This window comes from Stenotrophomonas sp. CCNWLW57 (assembly GCF_037203925.1).
Classification (GTDB): domain Bacteria; phylum Pseudomonadota; class Gammaproteobacteria; order Xanthomonadales; family Xanthomonadaceae; genus Stenotrophomonas; species Stenotrophomonas rhizophila_A.
Genome location: NZ_JBBCBJ010000010.1, coordinates 18,205 through 34,917, shown reverse-complemented (window position 1 = coordinate 34,917; position 16,713 = coordinate 18,205). Strand labels below are relative to the sequence as shown.

The window sequence follows — 16,713 nt, the reverse complement described above, 5'->3', positions numbered from 1 at the left end:
CGGCCCCGGTCCCCGACCTGCATGGCTTTCGGCCGATGCAGGCGGGCGTGCGGCGCGGGCATGATGGGGGTTCACCCACCCCGGTCATCGCCATGTCCCGCCGATCCGCTCTCCTGCTGTCCCTGTGCCTGCTCAGCCCCCTCGCGTTGGCCGCCGAACCGGTGCTGGTCATCCATGGTGGGGCAGGGGTGCAGCGCAAGGATCTCTCGGCGGCCGAGGAAAAGGCCGCGCGCGCGGCCCTGAGCCAGGCGCTCATCAAGGGCCACCAGGCGCTGGCGGCCGGCAAGCCGGCGCTGGACGCGGTCACCGCCGCCATCACCGTGCTCGAGGACGATCCGACCTTCAATGCCGGCAAGGGCGCGGTGTTCACCCATGACGGGCGCAACGAACTGGATGCCGCGCTGATGGACGGCGCCAGCCTCAAGGCCGGCGCAGTGGCCGGCGTGCAGCGCGTGCGCAACCCGATCCTCCTCGCTGAAGCGGTGATGCAGCACTCCCCGCACGTGATGATGGTGGGCCAGGGCGCCGAGACCTTCGCCGCGAGCCAGGGCATCGCGCTGGTCGATCCGTCCTACTTCCGCACCGAAAAGCGCTGGCAGCAGCTGCAGAAGGCGCTGAAGGAGGAGGCCAGCGGTCAGGCCCATGCCGACCTGGAAACGGCCCGCCACTTCGGCACCGTGGGCGCCGTCGCGCTGGACAGCCAGGGCCACCTGGCCGCCGGCACCTCTACGGGTGGCATGACCAACAAGCGCTACGGGCGGGTGGGCGACTCACCGATCATCGGCGCCGGTACCTACGCAAACGCCACCTGTGCGGTGTCCGGCACGGGATGGGGCGAGTACTACATCCGCACGGCCGCCGCGTACGACATCTGCGCGCGCATGCAGTACCTCAAGCAGGGGCCGGAAGACGCCGGGCGCGAGGTGATCAATACGCGCATTCCCGCGCTGGGCGGCGATGGTGGTGCGATCGTGCTGGGGGTCGATGGCCGTGCCGCCACGCCGTTCAATACGCAGGGCATGTATCGCGGCTGGATTGGTGCCGACGGCGTGCCGCACGTGGCGATCTTCGCGGACGAAACGCTGACGCTTCCGGGCCAATAGCCCGCGTTGTCAGGGCAAATTGCGATTGGTGTGAAAAATTTCAAAAAGGTTGTTGACAGAACCCGCATTCACCCCCAAAATTCACGGCTCTTCCACCCCACACCGAAAACGCTTCGGCGCCACGGGACAGGGTGGTAAGGAGGGATACCCAAGCGGCCAACGGGGGCAGACTGTAAATCTGCTGGCTTACGCCTTCGGTGGTTCGAATCCACCTCCCTCCACCAGTTTCATGCAGTTTCAAGTTGTGGCAAGAGCTTCCGATGCGGGAGTAGTTCAATGGTAGAACCTCAGCCTTCCAAGCTGATGGTGCGGGTTCGATCCCCGTCTCCCGCTCCATTGAATGGATTTGAATATATTCAAATTCGTGCCATAATTCAAAACTCGCTCACGTAGCTCAGTCGGTAGAGCACCTCCTTGGTAAGGAGGAGGTCGAAGGTTCGATTCCTTTCGTGAGCACCATCTTAGTGCCACCATTCAGACGATTTCGAGATAAGCAGCCATGGCCAAGGGTAAGTTCGAGCGCACCAAGCCGCACGTCAACGTCGGCACCATCGGTCACGTCGACCACGGCAAGACCACGCTGACCGCCGCACTGACCAAGATCGGTGCCGAGCGCTTCGGTGGCGAGTTCAAGGATTATTCCTCGATCGACGCCGCGCCGGAAGAAAAGGCCCGTGGCATCACGATCTCGACCGCACACGTCGAATACGAATCCCCGACCCGTCACTACGCCCACGTCGATTGCCCGGGCCATGCTGACTACGTCAAGAACATGATCACCGGTGCTGCCCAGATGGACGGCGCGATCCTGGTCTGTTCGGCTGCTGACGGCCCGATGCCGCAGACCCGCGAGCACATCCTGCTGTCGCGCCAGGTCGGCGTGCCGTACATCGTCGTGTTCCTGAACAAGGCCGACATGGTGGACGACGCCGAGCTGCTGGAACTGGTCGAAATGGAAGTCCGCGAGCTGCTGAGCAAGTACGACTTCCCGGGCGACGACACCCCGATCATCTCGGGCTCGGCCCGTCTGGCGCTGGAAGGCGACCAGAGCGAGATCGGCGTGCCGGCCATCATCAAGCTGGTCGAGGCGCTGGACACCTGGATCCCGCTGCCGGAACGCGACGTGGACAAGACCTTCCTGATGCCGGTGGAAGACGTGTTCTCGATCTCGGGCCGCGGCACCGTGGTGACCGGTCGTATCGAGCGTGGCGTGATCAAGGTCGGCGAAGAAATCGAAATCGTCGGTATCCGTGACACCCAGAAGACCACCGTGACCGGTGTGGAAATGTTCCGCAAGCTGCTGGACCAGGGCCAGGCAGGCGACAACGCCGGTCTGCTGCTGCGCGGCACCAAGCGTGACGACGTCCAGCGCGGCCAGGTGCTGTGCAAGCCGGGTTCGATCAAGCCGCACACCGAGTTCGAAGGCGAAGTCTACGTGCTGTCGAAGGACGAAGGCGGCCGTCACACCCCGTTCTTCAACGGCTACCGCCCGCAGTTCTACTTCCGTACCACCGACATCACTGGCGCCGCCAAGCTGCCGGAAGGCGTCGAGATGGTGATGCCGGGTGACAACGTGAAGATGGTCGTGACCCTGATCAACCCGGTCGCCATGGACGAAGGTCTGCGCTTCGCGATTCGTGAAGGCGGCCGTACCGTCGGCGCCGGCGTGGTCTCCAAGATCATCAAGTAATCTGCACTACCGGCGGCAGCACAGCGCTGCCGGTCTCGCGAACGGCGGGCCGGGAACCTCGGTCCGCCTTCGCCGTCTCAGGGAAGGCAGTTTTTTCAGTACGCCAGTAGCTCAATTGGCAGAGCAGCGGTCTCCAAAACCGCAGGTTGGGGGTTCGAGTCCCTCCTGGCGTGCCACTTCTCCCTTCCAGCGGCCATGCCGCCTCAGCAGCCAGAGCCGGATGAACAGCAAGATCGAGCATTCCAAGGACACCTCCACCGGGGGTGACATCGTCAAATACGCCGCCGCAGTGCTCCTGGCACTTGCGGGTCTTTTTGCGTGGTTCTGGTTCGGCATGCCCGAGCATGCGGCCCAGAATGCCTGGTCCGGTCCCCTGCGTGGCCTGGGTGTCGCCATCGGCCTTGCTGCCGGTTTCGGCGTGTTCATGCTGACCGCCAAGGGTCGTGACACCCGTGAGTTCCTTTCCGAATCCCGCTTCGAGCTGCGCAAGGTGGTCTGGCCGACGCGCCAGGAAGCCATCCGCATGACCTGGGTGGTGATGGTCGTGGTGATCATCCTCAGCCTGCTGCTCGGCGGCTTTGATTTCTTGATTCAGAAAGCGATCCAGTTGTTCCTGGGTCGATAAGGAGAAACCTGTGAAGCGTTGGTATGTCGTTCACGCCTATTCAGGCTTCGAAAAGTCGGTGGCGCAGGACCTGCGCGGCCGCATCGAGCGTAACGGGAAGCAGGAATTCTTCGGTGACGTCCTCGTCCCGACCGAGGAAGTGGTTGAAATGCGTTCCGGCCAGAAGCGCCGTTCCGAGCGCAAGTTCTTCCCCGGTTACGTCCTGGTCCAGATCGAGACGCACGAAGAGAACGGCATCCCCCGGATCGAGAGCGAAAGCTGGCATCTGGTCAAGGAAACGCCCAAGGTGCTGGGCTTCATCGGCGGCACCGCCGATCGTCCGCTGCCGATCGCCGATCACGAGGCCGAGGCCATCCTGAACCGCGTTCAGGAAGGTGTCGAAAAGCCCCGTCCGAAGGTGCTGTTCGAGCCGGGCCAGATGGTCCGCGTCACCGAAGGCCCGTTCAACGACTTCAACGGCGTGGTGGAAGAGGTCAACTACGAGAAGAGCCGCCTGCGCGTCTCGGTGCTGATCTTCGGTCGTGCCACCCCGGTCGAGCTCGAGTTCGGCCAGGTCGAAAAGGCCACCTGATCCGACGGCCGCGCCTGTTCACGCGGCGGCCTGAAAATCTGATATAGTGCGCGGCTTCCTGCCAGGAAGCTGGCAAAAGCAAAGGGCCGCCGCGAGGTGGCCTTCTGCATGAATTCAAAAACGCGATGCCGGGACGCGAGATTCCCGGTCCGATGGGGAGCCTGTGGTCGCAAGGCGCTAGCACCCGGAGAGTATTCACATGGCAAAGAAAGTAATTGGTTACATCAAGCTGCAGGTGAAGGCCGGCCAGGCCAACCCCTCGCCGCCGGTCGGTCCCGCGCTGGGTCAGCGTGGCCTGAACATCATGGAATTCTGCAAGGCCTTCAATGCCGCCACGCAGAAGCTCGAGCCGGGCCTGCCGGTTCCGGTGATCATCACGGCCTATTCGGACCGTACGTTCACCTTCATCACCAAGAGCACCCCGGCCACCACGCTGCTGAAGAAGGCCGCTGGTGTGAGCTCGGGCTCCAAGCGCCCGAACACCGACAAGGTGGGCAAGGTGACCCGCAAGCAGCTGGAAGAGATCGCCAAGGCGAAGGAAGCTGACCTGACGGCCGCCGACCTGGACGCCGCCGTGCGTACGATCGCTGGTTCTGCCCGTTCCATGGGCCTTGTGGTAGAGGGTTAAGAAGATGGCACAGACCAAGCGTGAGAAGGCCATCCAGGCCGCAGTCGTCCCGGGCAAGGCTTACGCCTTCGAGGACGCAATCAAGATCCTGAAGACCGCCACCAAGGCCAAGTTCGTCGAGTCCTTCGACGTCGCCGTGCGCCTGGGCGTGGACGCCAAGAAGTCCGACCAGCAGGTGCGCGGTTCGACCGTGCTGCCGGCCGGTACCGGCAAGAGCGTGCGCGTTGCGGTGTTCGCACCGGCCGGTGCCAAGGCTGACGAAGCCCTGGCCGCTGGCGCCGAAGCCGTCGGCATGGACGACCTGGCCGAGAAGATGCAGGCCGGCGATCTGAACTACGACGTCGTCATCGCCACCCCGGACGCCATGCGCGTCGTGGGTAAGCTGGGCACCGTGCTCGGCCCGCGCGGCCTGATGCCGAACCCGAAGGTCGGCACCGTGTCGGCCAACCCGGGCGAAGCCGTCAAGAACGCCAAGTCGGGTCAGGTGCGTTACCGCACCGACAAGGCCGGCATCATCCACTGCACCATCGGCAAGGCCGACTTCGCCGAAGACGCGCTGAAGTCGAACCTGCAGGCGCTGCTGCTGGACCTGATCAAGGCCAAGCCGGCTACCTCGAAGGGCACCTACCTGCAGAAGGTTTCGGTCAGCTCGACGATGGGCCCGGGCGTCACCGTCGACCAGTCGTCGCTGACCCTGAAGTAATCGTTTCAAGCGGGTACGCGGCCTCGGTCGCGTATCCGTGAATTTTGAAGGCAATCCGAGCGGGCCTGGCCCGTGACGATAGCCGTCAAAGACCGCAGGCGCGGTCGTTGCATACCGGCGACGGGCAGGGATGCTCGCATTGGCAGGGAGTCGCCGCCGGTGCCGTACCGACCGCTTAATCGTTTCCCCCGGGAATCACCCTGCGTAGATGGTGCCCTTCTGGAGTTTTTCTGGTTTACGCACGTCTGGGTTCACCCAGGTTGGCCATCCAGGTCTAGAACGGCCCACCCTTGGAACATCAACCCGATGTTCCCGGCGTCCAGGACGGATGCCGCCCAGGACCGCACACGGCAGGAGCCGTAAGCGGAGTTCAATTGGAGGAGTGCAATGGCTCTCAATCTGTCCCAGAAGCAAGAAGTAGTCGCCGAGCTGGCAGACGTCGCCGCCAAGGCCCACTCCTTGATCGCAGCCGAATACGCTGGCACCACGGTCGCCCAGATGACCGCGATGCGCAAGCAGGCTCGTGAAACCGGTGTTTTCTTGAAAGTTGTCAAGAACACCCTGGCTTCGCGCGCCGTTGAAGGCACCGAGTTCGCAGTCGCACAGGACAAGCTGGTTGGTCCTCTGCTGTATGCGTTCTCGCTCGAGGAGCCCGGCGCTGCCGGTCGCCTGATCAAGGATGCCGCCAAGACCAACGACAAGCTCAAGGCCAAGGTCGTTGCGATTGGTGGTGAAGTGTTCCCGGCGAGCCACGTCGACGTGCTGGCTTCGCTGCCGACCCGCGATCAGGCCCTGGCCATGCTGGCCCGCGTCCTGACCGAGCCGGTCACGATGTTCGCCCGCGCCATCAAGGCCATCGGTGACAAGCAGAATGGCGGTGAAACCGCTGACGCTGCCGAACCGGCCGCCGAGACCGCCTGAGTCGACGTTTCCGTGGTTCCGAACGGAACCTCAACCCAGAAAATTATCCAAAGGTAATCAAAATGTCCCTTACCAACGAACAGATCGTCGACGCCATCGCCGAGAAGTCCCTGATGGAAGTGATGGAGCTGGTCAAGGCCATCGAAGAGAAGTTCGGCGTCTCCGCCGCTGCTCCGGTCGCCGCTGCTGCCGCAGCTGGCCCGGCTGCCGCTGTTGAAGAGCAGACCGAATTCGACGTCATCCTGAAGTCGGCCGGCGAGAAGAAGGTCGAAGTGATCAAGGCCGTGCGCGCCATCACCGGCCTGGGCCTGAAGGAAGCCAAGGACCTGGCAGAAGCCGGCGGCATGATCAAGGAAGCCGCTTCGAAGGACGACGCTGCCAAGTTCAAGAAGGACCTGGAAGCTGCTGGCGCGACTGTCGAAGTCAAGTAAGCAGCTCCTTGCGTCGCCATCGAATCACGGCGATGCAGCCAAGGCTGGGGGCGTAAGCCCCCGGCCTTTGGTCGTTATTGCGGTAAGGCCGGATGCATGTCCGGTCCGCGCCAATTCGACCGGTAGATCCGACTGTTAGTCGGATGCTTCACCGGCGACGAGTTGGCAGTTGGAAGTAGCGGGAGAAGGCGTGCTGGTGCCGGCAATACCAGCGACTTCCAACTGACAATTTTCATGTTCCCTTCGGGCCACGCCTCCATGGCGGGGCCCGCACAGCCAAGGTGAGACCCCATGACGTCATATTCGTTCACCGAAAAAAAGCGTATCCGCAAGGATTTCGGCAAGCAGCGCTCGATCCTCGAAGTGCCGTTCCTGCTCGCCATCCAGGTGGATTCCTACCGCGAATTCCTGCAGGAAAACGTGGATCCGGCCAAGCGCCGTGATCTCGGCCTGCACGCGGCCCTGAAGTCGGTGTTCCCGATCGCCAGCTACAGCGGCAACGCTGCGCTGGAATACGTGGGCTACAAGCTGGGCGACCCGGTCTTCGACGAGCGTGAATGCCGCCAGCGTGGCATGAGCTACGGCGCGCCGCTGCGCGTGACCGTGCGCCTGGTGATCTACGACCGTGAGTCGTCCACCAAGGCCATCAAGTACGTGAAGGAGCAGGAGGTCTATCTCGGCGAAATCCCGCTGATGACCGACAACGGCACCTTCATCGTCAACGGCACCGAGCGCGTCATCGTCTCGCAGCTGCACCGTTCGCCGGGCGTGTTCTTCGACCACGACCGTGGCAAGACCCACAGCTCGGGCAAGCTGCTGTACAGCGCCCGCATCATCCCGTACCGCGGCTCCTGGCTGGACTTCGAGTTCGACCCGAAGGACGCGCTGTTCACCCGTATCGACCGTCGCCGCAAGCTGCCGGTGTCGATCCTGCTGCGTGCGCTGGGCTACAGCAACGAAGAGATGCTGGCCGAGTTCTTCGAGATCAACACCTTCCACATCAATCCCGATGAGGGCGTGCAGCTCGAACTGGTCTCCGAGCGCCTGCGCGGCGAGACCCTGAACTTCGACCTGGCCGACGGCGACAAGGTCATCGTCGAAGCCGGCAAGCGCATCACCGCGCGCCACGTGAAGCAGCTGGAAGCCTCGGGCATTGCCGCCCTGGCCGTGCCGGACGATTACATCGTCGGCCGCATCCTGTCCCACGACGTGGTCGACGCGAGCACCGGCGAACTGCTGGCCCAGGCCAACGACGAAATCACCGACGAGCAGCTGCAGGCCTTCCGCAAGGCCGGCGTGGATGCCGTGGGCACCCTGTGGGTGAACGATCTGGATCGTGGCCCGTACCTGTCCAACACCCTGCGCATCGATCCGACCAAGACCCAGCTCGAAGCGCTGGTCGAAATCTATCGCATGATGCGTCCGGGCGAGCCGCCGACCAAGGACGCCGCGCAGAACCTGTTCCACAACCTGTTCTTCACCTTCGAGCGCTACGACCTGTCCACGGTTGGCCGCATGAAGTTCAACCGTCGTGTCGGCCGCAAGGAAGTCACCGGTGAAGCGGTGCTGTACGACCGCAAGTACTTCGGCGAGCGCAACGACGAAGAGTCCAAGCGCCTGGTCGCCGAGCACGGCGACAGCTCCGACATCCTGGACGTGATCAAGGTCCTCACCGAGATCCGCAACGGTCGCGGCGTGGTCGATGACATCGATCACCTGGGCAACCGTCGCGTGCGTTCGGTCGGCGAAATGGCCGAAAACGTGTTCCGCGTGGGCCTGGTCCGCGTCGAGCGCGCGGTCAAGGAGCGCCTGTCGATGGCCGAATCCGAAGGCCTGACCCCGCAGGAACTGATCAACGCCAAGCCGGTTGCCGCGGCCATCAAGGAGTTCTTCGGCTCCTCGCAGCTGTCGCAGTTCATGGATCAGAACAACCCGCTGTCGGAAGTCACCCACAAGCGTCGCGTCTCGGCCCTGGGCCCGGGCGGCCTGACCCGTGAGCGCGCCGGCTTTGAAGTGCGCGACGTGCACCCGACCCATTACGGCCGCGTCTGCACCATCGAAACCCCGGAAGGCCCGAACATCGGCCTGATCAACTCGCTGGCCGTGTACGCCCGCACCAACCAGTACGGCTTCCTGGAAACCCCGTACCGCAAGGTGCACGACGGCAAGGTCTCCGACGAGATCGAGTTCCTGTCGGCCATCGAAGAAAACGAATACGTCATCGCCCAGGCCAACGCCCTGACCGACGCCAAGAGCATGCTCACCGAGCAGTTCGTGCCGTGCCGGTTCCAGGGTGAGTCGCTGCTGAAGCCGCCGGCGGAGGTCCACTTCATGGACGTCTCGCCGATGCAGACCGTCTCGATCGCCGCCGCGCTGGTTCCGTTCCTGGAACACGATGACGCCAACCGTGCACTGATGGGCGCCAACATGCAGCGCCAGGCCGTGCCGACCCTGCGTGCGCAGAAGCCGCTGGTGGGTACCGGTATCGAACGCGCCGTGGCCCGTGACTCGGGTGTGACCGTGAACGCCCGTCGTGGCGGCGAGATCGTGCAGATCGACGCCGGCCGCATCGTGGTCAAGGTCAACGAAGTGGAAATCACCGACGCCAGCGATGCCGGCGTGGATATCTACAACCTGATCAAGTACACCCGTTCCAACCAGAACACCTGCATCAACCAGCGTCCGCTGGTGGAAGTGGGCAACGTGGTGGCGCGTGGCGACGTGCTGGCCGATGGTCCGTCCACCGACATCGGCGAACTGGCCCTGGGCCAGAACATGCTGATCGCCTTCATGCCGTGGAACGGCTACAACTTCGAAGACTCCATCCTGCTCTCCGAGCGCGTGGTGGAAGAAGATCGTTACACCACGATCCACATCGAAGAGCTGACCTGCGTCGCGCGCGACACCAAGCTGGGGCCGGAGGAAATCTCGGCCGACATCCCGAACGTGTCCGAGCAGGCGCTGAACCGCCTGGATGAGTCGGGCGTGGTGTACATCGGTGCCGAAGTGCGCGCCGGCGACATCATGGTGGGCAAGGTCACCCCGAAGGGCGAAAGCCAGCTGACCCCGGAAGAGAAGCTGCTGCGCGCGATCTTCGGTGAGAAGGCGTCGGACGTGAAGGACAGCTCGCTGCGCGTGCCGCCGGGCATGGACGGCACCGTCATCGACGTGCAGGTCTTCACCCGCGACGGCATCGAGAAGGACAAGCGTGCGCGCCAGATCGAGGAAAGCGAGATCAAGCGCGTCAAGAAGGACTTCGACGACCAGTTCCGCATCCTGGAAGGCGCCATCTACGCACGCCTGCGCTCGCAGATCGTGGGCAAGGTCGCCAACGGCGGTGCCAACCTGAAGAAGGGCGACACCATCACCGACGCCTACCTGGACGGCCTGAAGAAGGCTGACTGGTTCGTGCTGCGCATGAAGGACGATGACGCTTCCGAAGCCATCGAACGCGCCCAGAAGCAGATCCAGGCGCACGAGAAGGAATTCGAGCGTCGCTTCGCCGACAAGCGCGGCAAGATCACCGCCGGCGACGACCTCGCCCCGGGCGTGCTGAAGATGGTCAAGGTGTTCCTGGCCGTGAAGCGCCGCATCCAGCCGGGCGACAAGATGGCAGGCCGCCACGGCAACAAGGGTGTGGTCTCCAACGTGGTGCCGGTCGAGGACATGCCGTACATGGCCTCGGGCGAGACCGTGGACATCGTGCTGAACCCGCTGGGCGTGCCGTCGCGCATGAACATCGGCCAGATCCTGGAAGTGCACCTGGGCTGGGCCGCCAAGGGCCTGGGCCGCAAGATCCAGGGCATGCTCGAGGCACAGGCCGCGATCAACGACCTGCGCAAGTTCCTGGACGACGTGTACAACCACGACAAGACCCAGCACGCCAACCACGTCGACCTGACCCAGTTCAGCGACGAGGAACTGCTGCGCCTGGCCGGCAACCTCACCGACGGCGTGCCGATGGCCACCCCGGTGTTCGACGGTGCCACCGAAGCTGAAATCAAGCACATGCTTGCCCTGGCTGACCTGCCGCTCAGCGGCCAGACCCAGCTGTATGACGGTCGTACCGGTGAGGCCTTCGATCGCCACACCACCGTGGGCTACATGCACTACCTGAAGCTGAACCACCTGGTCGACGACAAGATGCACGCCCGTTCGACCGGTCCGTACTCGCTCGTCACCCAGCAGCCGCTGGGCGGCAAGGCGCAGTTCGGCGGCCAGCGCTTCGGTGAAATGGAAGTCTGGGCGCTGGAAGCCTACGGCGCGGCCTACACCCTGCAGGAAATGCTGACGGTGAAGTCCGATGACGTGCAGGGCCGCAACCAGATGTACAAGAACATCGTCGACGGTGAGCACGAGATGGTCGCGGGCATGCCGGAATCCTTCAACGTGCTCGTGAAGGAAATCCGCTCGCTGGCCATCAACATGGAACTGGAAGACAACTGATCGTGCAGGCGCGGCTGCCCCGGCAGCCGCGCCGCCGGATGTGACCTGACAGCCCCATCGACAAGATTTCCTCCTTTCGGAGAAACACCATGAAAGACCTGCTCAACCTCTTCAACCAGCAGCGCCAGACGCTGGACTTCGACGCGATCAAGATCGCGCTGGCTTCGCCGGACCTGATCCGTTCGTGGTCCTTCGGCGAAGTGAAGAAGCCGGAAACCATCAACTACCGTACCTTCAAGCCGGAGCGTGACGGCCTGTTCTGCGCCGCCATCTTCGGGCCGGTCAAGGACTACGAGTGCCTGTGCGGCAAGTACAAGCGCATGAAGCACCGTGGCGTGGTCTGCGAAAAGTGCGGCACCGAAGTGACCCTGGCCAAGGTGCGCCGCGAGCGCATGGGCCACATCGACCTGGCCTCGCCGGTCGCGCACATCTGGTTCCTCAAGTCGCTGCCGTCGCGCATCGGCCTGATGCTGGACATGACCCTGCGTGACATCGAGCGCGTGCTGTACTTCGAAGCCTACGTGGTGACCGAGCCGGGCCTGACCGCCCTGGAGCGCCGCCAGCTGCTGACCGAAGAACAGTACCTGCAGGCACGCCAGGAACACGGCGACGACTTCGACGCCGCCATGGGCGCCGAGGCCGTGTACGAACTGCTGCGCACCATCGACCTGCAGTCGGAGATGACCCGCCTGCGCGAGGAGATCGCCAGCACCGGTTCGGAAACCAAGCTCAAGCGCCTCACCAAGCGCATCAAGCTGGTCGAAGCCTTCCTGGAGTCGGGCAACCGCCCGGAATGGATGGTCATGACCGTGCTGCCGGTGCTGCCGCCGGACCTGCGTCCGCTGGTGCCGCTGGACGGTGGCCGCTTCGCGACCTCCGACCTGAACGACCTGTACCGCCGCGTCATCAACCGCAACAACCGCCTGCGCCGCCTGCTCGAGCTGAACGCGCCGGACATCATCGTGCGCAATGAAAAGCGCATGCTGCAGGAATCGGTCGATGCGCTGCTGGACAACGGCCGCCGCGGCCGTGCCATCACCGGCACCAACAAGCGCCCGCTGAAGTCGCTGGCCGACATGATCAAGGGCAAGCAGGGCCGCTTCCGCCAGAACCTGCTGGGCAAGCGCGTCGACTACTCGGGCCGTTCGGTCATCGTGGTCGGTCCGTACCTGCGCCTGCACCAGTGCGGCCTGCCGAAGAAGATGGCGCTTGAGCTGTTCAAGCCGTTCGTGTTCGCCAAGCTGCAGCGTCGTGGCCTGGCCACCACCATCAAGGCCGCCAAGAAGCTGGTCGAGCGCGAAGAAGCCGAAGTCTGGGACATCCTGGAAGAGGTCATCCGCGAACACCCGGTGATGCTGAACCGTGCGCCGACCCTGCACCGCCTGGGCATCCAGGCGTTCGAGCCGGTGCTGATCGAAGGCAAGGCCATCCAGCTGCACCCGCTGGTCTGCACCGCGTTCAACGCCGACTTCGACGGTGACCAGATGGCCGTCCACGTGCCGCTCTCGCTGGAAGCCCAGCTGGAAGCGCGTGCGCTGATGATGTCCACCAACAACATCCTGTCGCCGGCCAACGGCGAGCCGATCATCGTGCCGTCGCAGGACGTGGTGCTGGGTCTGTACTACATGACCCGCGCCCTGGAAAACAAGAAGGGCGAGGGCATGGCCTTCGCCAACATCGCCGAAGTGAAGCGTGCCTATGACAACCGCGTGGTGGAACTGCACGCCAAGGTCAAGGTCCGCATCACCGAAGTGGTGACCGACGAGAACGGTGACAAGCAGAACAAGACCTCGATCGTGGACACCACGATCGGTCGCGCCCTGCTGGCCGAAATCCTGCCGGAAGGCCTGCCGTTCGCGCTGGCCAACACCGAGCTGACCAAGAAGAACATCAGCCGCCTGATCAACTCCAGCTATCGCCAGCTGGGCTTGAAGGACACGGTCGTGTTCGCCGACAAGCTGATGTACACCGGCTTTGCCTACGCAACCCGTGCGGGCGTGTCGATCGGTATCGACGACATGCTGATCCCGGACGAGAAGCGCGGCATCCTCACCGAGGCCGAAGCCGAAGTGCTGGAAATCCAGGAACAGTACCAGTCGGGCCTGGTCACCGCCGGCGAGCGCTACAACAAGGTGGTCGACATCTGGTCGCGTACCAATGAACGCATCGCCAAGGCGATGATGGACACCATTGGTACCGAGAAGGTGGTCAACGCCAAGGGCGAGACCATCGACCAGAAGTCGATGAACTCGCTGTACATCATGGCCGACTCCGGTGCCCGTGGTTCGCAGGCGCAGATCCGCCAGCTGGCCGGCATGCGTGGCCTGATGGCCCGTCCGGATGGCTCGATCATCGAAACGCCCATCAAGGCGAACTTCCGTGAAGGCCTGAACGTGCAGGAGTACTTCAACTCCACCCACGGTGCCCGTAAGGGTCTGGCCGATACCGCGCTGAAGACCGCCAACTCGGGTTACCTGACCCGTCGTCTGGTGGACGTGGCGCAGGACGTGGTCATCACCGAGGTGGATTGCGGTACCTCCGAAGGCCTGACCATGACCCCGATCGTGGAAGGCGGCGACGTCGTGGAGCCGCTGAAGGACCGCGTGCTGGGTCGTGTCGTGGCCGAGGACGTGTTCCTGCCGGGCAACGACGAAGATCCGATCGTGACCCGCAACACCCTGCTCGACGAAGCCTGGGTGGCCAAGCTGGAAGACGCCGGCGTACAGAGCATCAAGGTGCGCTCCACGATCAGCTGCGAATCGGCGTTCGGCGTGTGCGGCCACTGCTACGGTCGCGACCTGGCCCGTGGCCACCTGGTCAACATTGGTGAAGCGGTGGGCGTCATCGCCGCGCAGTCGATCGGTGAGCCGGGTACCCAGCTGACCATGCGTACGTTCCACATCGGTGGTGCGGCATCGCGTGCGGCAGCCGTGGACAACATCACGGTCAAGACCACCGGTTCGGTGAAGTTCAACAACCTCAAGTCCGTCGAACACGCCAGCGGTTCGCTGGTGGCGGTCTCGCGCTCGGGTGAAATCTCGGTGCTCGATGCCCACGGCCGTGAGCGTGAGCGTTACAAGCTGCCGTACGGCTCGATGATCGCGTCCAAGGATGGCGATGCAGTGAAGGCTGGCCAGACCGTGGCCAACTGGGATCCGCATAACCACCCGATCGTGTCCGAAGTGGCCGGTTTCATCCGCTTCATCGACTTCATCGACGGCGTCACCGTCATCGAGAAGACCGACGAACTGACCGGCCTGGCCTCGCGCGAAATCACCGACCCGAAGCGTCGTGGCTCGCAGGCCAAGGAGCTGCGCCCGATCGTGCGCATCGTGGATGCCAAGGGCAATGACCTGACCATCCCGAACACCGATCTGCCGGCCCAGTACCTGCTGCCGCCGCGTTCCATCGTCAACCTGCAGGACGGCGCCGCCGTCGGCGTGGGCGACGTGGTCGCCAAGATCCCGCAGGAAGCGTCCAAGACCCGCGACATCACCGGTGGTCTGCCGCGCGTGGCCGATCTGTTCGAAGCGCGCAAGCCGAAGGATCCGGCGATCCTGGCCGAGCGTTCGGGCATCATCAGCTTCGGCAAGGACACCAAGGGCAAGCAGCGCCTGATCATCAAGGACACTGATGGTTCGGAACACGAAGAGCTGATCCCGAAGTACCGCCAGGTGATCGTGTTCGAAGGCGAGCACGTGACCAAGGGCGAAACCATCGTGGACGGCGAGCCGAGCCCGCAGGACATCCTGCGCCTGCTGGGTGTCGAGCCGCTGGCCGCTTACCTGGTCAAGGAAATCCAGGACGTGTACCGCCTGCAGGGCGTGAAGATCAACGACAAGCACATTGAAGTGATCACCCGCCAGATGCTGCGCAAGGTCGAGATCACCGACCAGGGCAGCAGCAAGTTCCTGAATGGCGAGCAGGCCGAGCGCCAGCGCGTCATCGAGGAAAACGCACGCCTGACCACCCGCAACGAGCTGATCGCCCGTTTCGACCCGGTCCTGCTGGGCATCACCAAGGCATCGCTGGCCACCGAATCGTTCATCTCGGCGGCCTCGTTCCAGGAAACCACCCGCGTGCTGACCGAAGCTGCCGTCCGCGGCACCTCGGACAACCTGCGCGGCCTGAAGGAAAACGTCATCGTCGGCCGCCTGATCCCGGCCGGTACCGGCCTGGCGTACCACGCCAACCGTCGTCGCAACGCCTCCGGGCTGACCGAGTCGGAGATGCAGACCCTGTCCGGCACCACGCCGGCGGTGGCTGAAGTGGCGCCGGCAGCCCCGGTGGCGGTGGAATCGACCGAAGCCGAATCGGCCGCGGACGAATGATGGATCCGGTCCGGCCGTCTGGCCGGACCACCCTCGGCGGTGGCGCAATCGCCACCGATGGGGTAGGATGCCGGCCGGTCCTCGAAAGGGGGCCGGTTTGACAACCTGAACGGGGGGCATGGAAAAGGCTCCCCTGTAACGGCCCGGGATCAGGGTCGGCTTGGCGTGCGCGCGGTTGACTGCGTTTTCGCCGGGTTGCTACAATCGTCTGTCTCAGCAGGCCGGTTTCTCGCCTGCTCGCACATATCCGCATTCATGGCCTGTTTTTCATCGGGCCTCTCTCAGAAGAACTTACTGATGGCGACGATCAATCAGCTTGTCCGCAAGCCGCGGCAGGCAACCACTTACAAGAGTGCCTCCCCGGCTCTTGAAAAGTGCCCCCAGCGCCGTGGCGTCTGCACGCGCGTGTACACCACCACCCCGAAGAAGCCGAACTCGGCGCTCCGCAAGGTTGCCAAGGTCCGCCTGACCAACCAGGAAGAGGTCATCAGCTACATCGGTGGCGAAGGCCACAACCTGCAGGAGCACTCCGTGGTCCTCATCCGTGGCGGTCGCGTCAAGGACCTGCCGGGTGTGCGTTACCACACCGTGCGTGGCTCGCTGGACGCCTCGGGCGTTGCCAAGCGTCGCCAGGGCCGTTCCAAGTACGGCGCCAAGCGTCCGAAGAGCTAAGGGAAAGTACACATGTCTCGTAAAGGTAATACGCCGCAGCGCTCTGTCCTGCCGGATCCGAAGCACGGAAGTGAAACCATCGCGCGCTTCATCAACATGGTGATGCTGAGCGGCAAGAAGTCGGTCGCTGAAAAGATCGTCTATGGCGCCATGGACGTGATCAGCGAAAAGAACCCGAACTCCATCGAGCTGGTGCAGAAGGCTCTGGACAACGTGGCTCCGTCGGTCGAAGTGAAGTCCCGCCGCGTCGGCGGTGCGACCTACCAGGTGCCGGTCGAAGTGCGTTCGTCGCGCAAGATGGCCCTGGCCATGCGCTGGCTGATCGACTCCGCCCGCAAGCGTGGTGAAAACACCATGCCGAAGAAGCTGGCTGCAGAACTGCTGGATGCCTCGGAAAACCGTGGTGGCGCCATCAAGAAGCGCGAAGAAACCCACCGCATGGCCGAAGCCAACAAGGCCTTCGCCCACTACCGCTGGTGAGTTTGACGGCCTTGTAAAACAGGCACGGCAGCACCATTAAGGTGCTGCCTCGCGGCCCCAGAAGGGCTGCGCCAATCCGAAGGCCGCCGAAAGGCGGCGTTCGGCCATCCGA

At 63.7% G+C, this 16,713-nt stretch carries 12 protein-coding genes and 4 tRNA genes; all 16 read left to right on the top strand.

What is annotated here, in order from left to right:
• The first annotated feature begins 92 nt into the window (after nt 1-92).
• The 16 genes from V9K91_RS18910 (at nt 93) to rpsG (ending at nt 16,601) form a co-directional block, all read left to right on the top strand.
• Nucleotides 93-1,103, top strand: coding sequence for an isoaspartyl peptidase/L-asparaginase (locus tag V9K91_RS18910; RefSeq protein ID WP_093534626.1), 1,011 nt, complete (start codon nt 93-95; stop codon nt 1,101-1,103).
• A gap of 138 nt (nt 1,104-1,241) precedes the next feature.
• Nucleotides 1,242-1,327, top strand: a tRNA-Tyr gene (locus V9K91_RS18905).
• 38 nt (nt 1,328-1,365) lie between these two features.
• Nucleotides 1,366-1,439, top strand: a tRNA-Gly gene (locus tag V9K91_RS18900).
• Between the two features lie 47 nt (nt 1,440-1,486).
• Nucleotides 1,487-1,562, top strand: a tRNA-Thr gene (locus tag V9K91_RS18895).
• A gap of 40 nt (nt 1,563-1,602) precedes the next feature.
• Complete coding sequence (gene tuf / locus V9K91_RS18890; protein ID WP_068849432.1) at nt 1,603-2,793, top strand: elongation factor Tu; 1,191 nt, start codon at nt 1,603-1,605, stop codon at nt 2,791-2,793.
• Nucleotides 2,794-2,893: 100 nt separating this feature from the next.
• A tRNA-Trp gene (locus tag V9K91_RS18885) sits at nt 2,894-2,969 on the top strand.
• 44 nt (nt 2,970-3,013) lie between these two features.
• Nucleotides 3,014-3,418 (top strand): preprotein translocase subunit SecE, encoded by a 405-nt coding sequence (gene secE / locus V9K91_RS18880; protein WP_093534574.1) that lies wholly within the window; start codon nt 3,014-3,016, stop codon nt 3,416-3,418.
• Between the two features lie 10 nt (nt 3,419-3,428).
• Complete coding sequence (gene nusG, locus V9K91_RS18875; RefSeq protein WP_336442926.1) at nt 3,429-3,989, top strand: transcription termination/antitermination protein NusG; 561 nt, start codon at nt 3,429-3,431, stop codon at nt 3,987-3,989.
• Between the two features lie 199 nt (nt 3,990-4,188).
• Complete coding sequence (gene rplK, locus V9K91_RS18870) at nt 4,189-4,617, top strand: 50S ribosomal protein L11 (RefSeq protein WP_068849438.1); 429 nt, start codon at nt 4,189-4,191, stop codon at nt 4,615-4,617.
• A gap of 4 nt (nt 4,618-4,621) precedes the next feature.
• Complete coding sequence (gene rplA, locus V9K91_RS18865; RefSeq protein WP_068849440.1) at nt 4,622-5,320, top strand: 50S ribosomal protein L1; 699 nt, start codon at nt 4,622-4,624, stop codon at nt 5,318-5,320.
• Nucleotides 5,321-5,707: 387 nt separating this feature from the next.
• A complete protein-coding gene (gene rplJ, locus V9K91_RS18860; RefSeq protein WP_068849442.1) occupies nt 5,708-6,241 on the top strand; it encodes a 50S ribosomal protein L10 in 534 nt (177 codons plus the stop codon).
• Between the two features lie 62 nt (nt 6,242-6,303).
• On the top strand, nt 6,304-6,672 hold the full coding sequence (rplL, locus tag V9K91_RS18855; RefSeq protein WP_068849444.1) for a 50S ribosomal protein L7/L12: 369 nt from the start codon (nt 6,304-6,306) through the stop codon (nt 6,670-6,672).
• A 291-nt stretch (nt 6,673-6,963) separates the two neighbouring features.
• Nucleotides 6,964-11,118 carry a DNA-directed RNA polymerase subunit beta gene (gene rpoB, locus V9K91_RS18850; protein WP_184124902.1) on the top strand — a complete coding sequence of 1,385 codons (4,155 nt, stop codon included), beginning with the start codon at nt 6,964-6,966 and terminating at the stop codon, nt 11,116-11,118.
• Nucleotides 11,119-11,207: 89 nt separating this feature from the next.
• Nucleotides 11,208-15,449: a DNA-directed RNA polymerase subunit beta' gene (gene rpoC / locus V9K91_RS18845; RefSeq protein WP_093534578.1), complete on the top strand. Its 4,242-nt coding sequence runs from the start codon at nt 11,208-11,210 to the stop codon at nt 15,447-15,449.
• 297 nt (nt 15,450-15,746) lie between these two features.
• Nucleotides 15,747-16,121, top strand: coding sequence for a 30S ribosomal protein S12 (gene rpsL / locus V9K91_RS18840; protein WP_025879344.1), 375 nt, complete (start codon nt 15,747-15,749; stop codon nt 16,119-16,121).
• Between the two features lie 12 nt (nt 16,122-16,133).
• Entirely contained in the window at nt 16,134-16,601 is a 468-nt protein-coding gene (gene rpsG / locus V9K91_RS18835) for a 30S ribosomal protein S7 (protein WP_068849450.1), read from the top strand.
• Nucleotides 16,602-16,713: the final 112 nt, after the last annotated feature.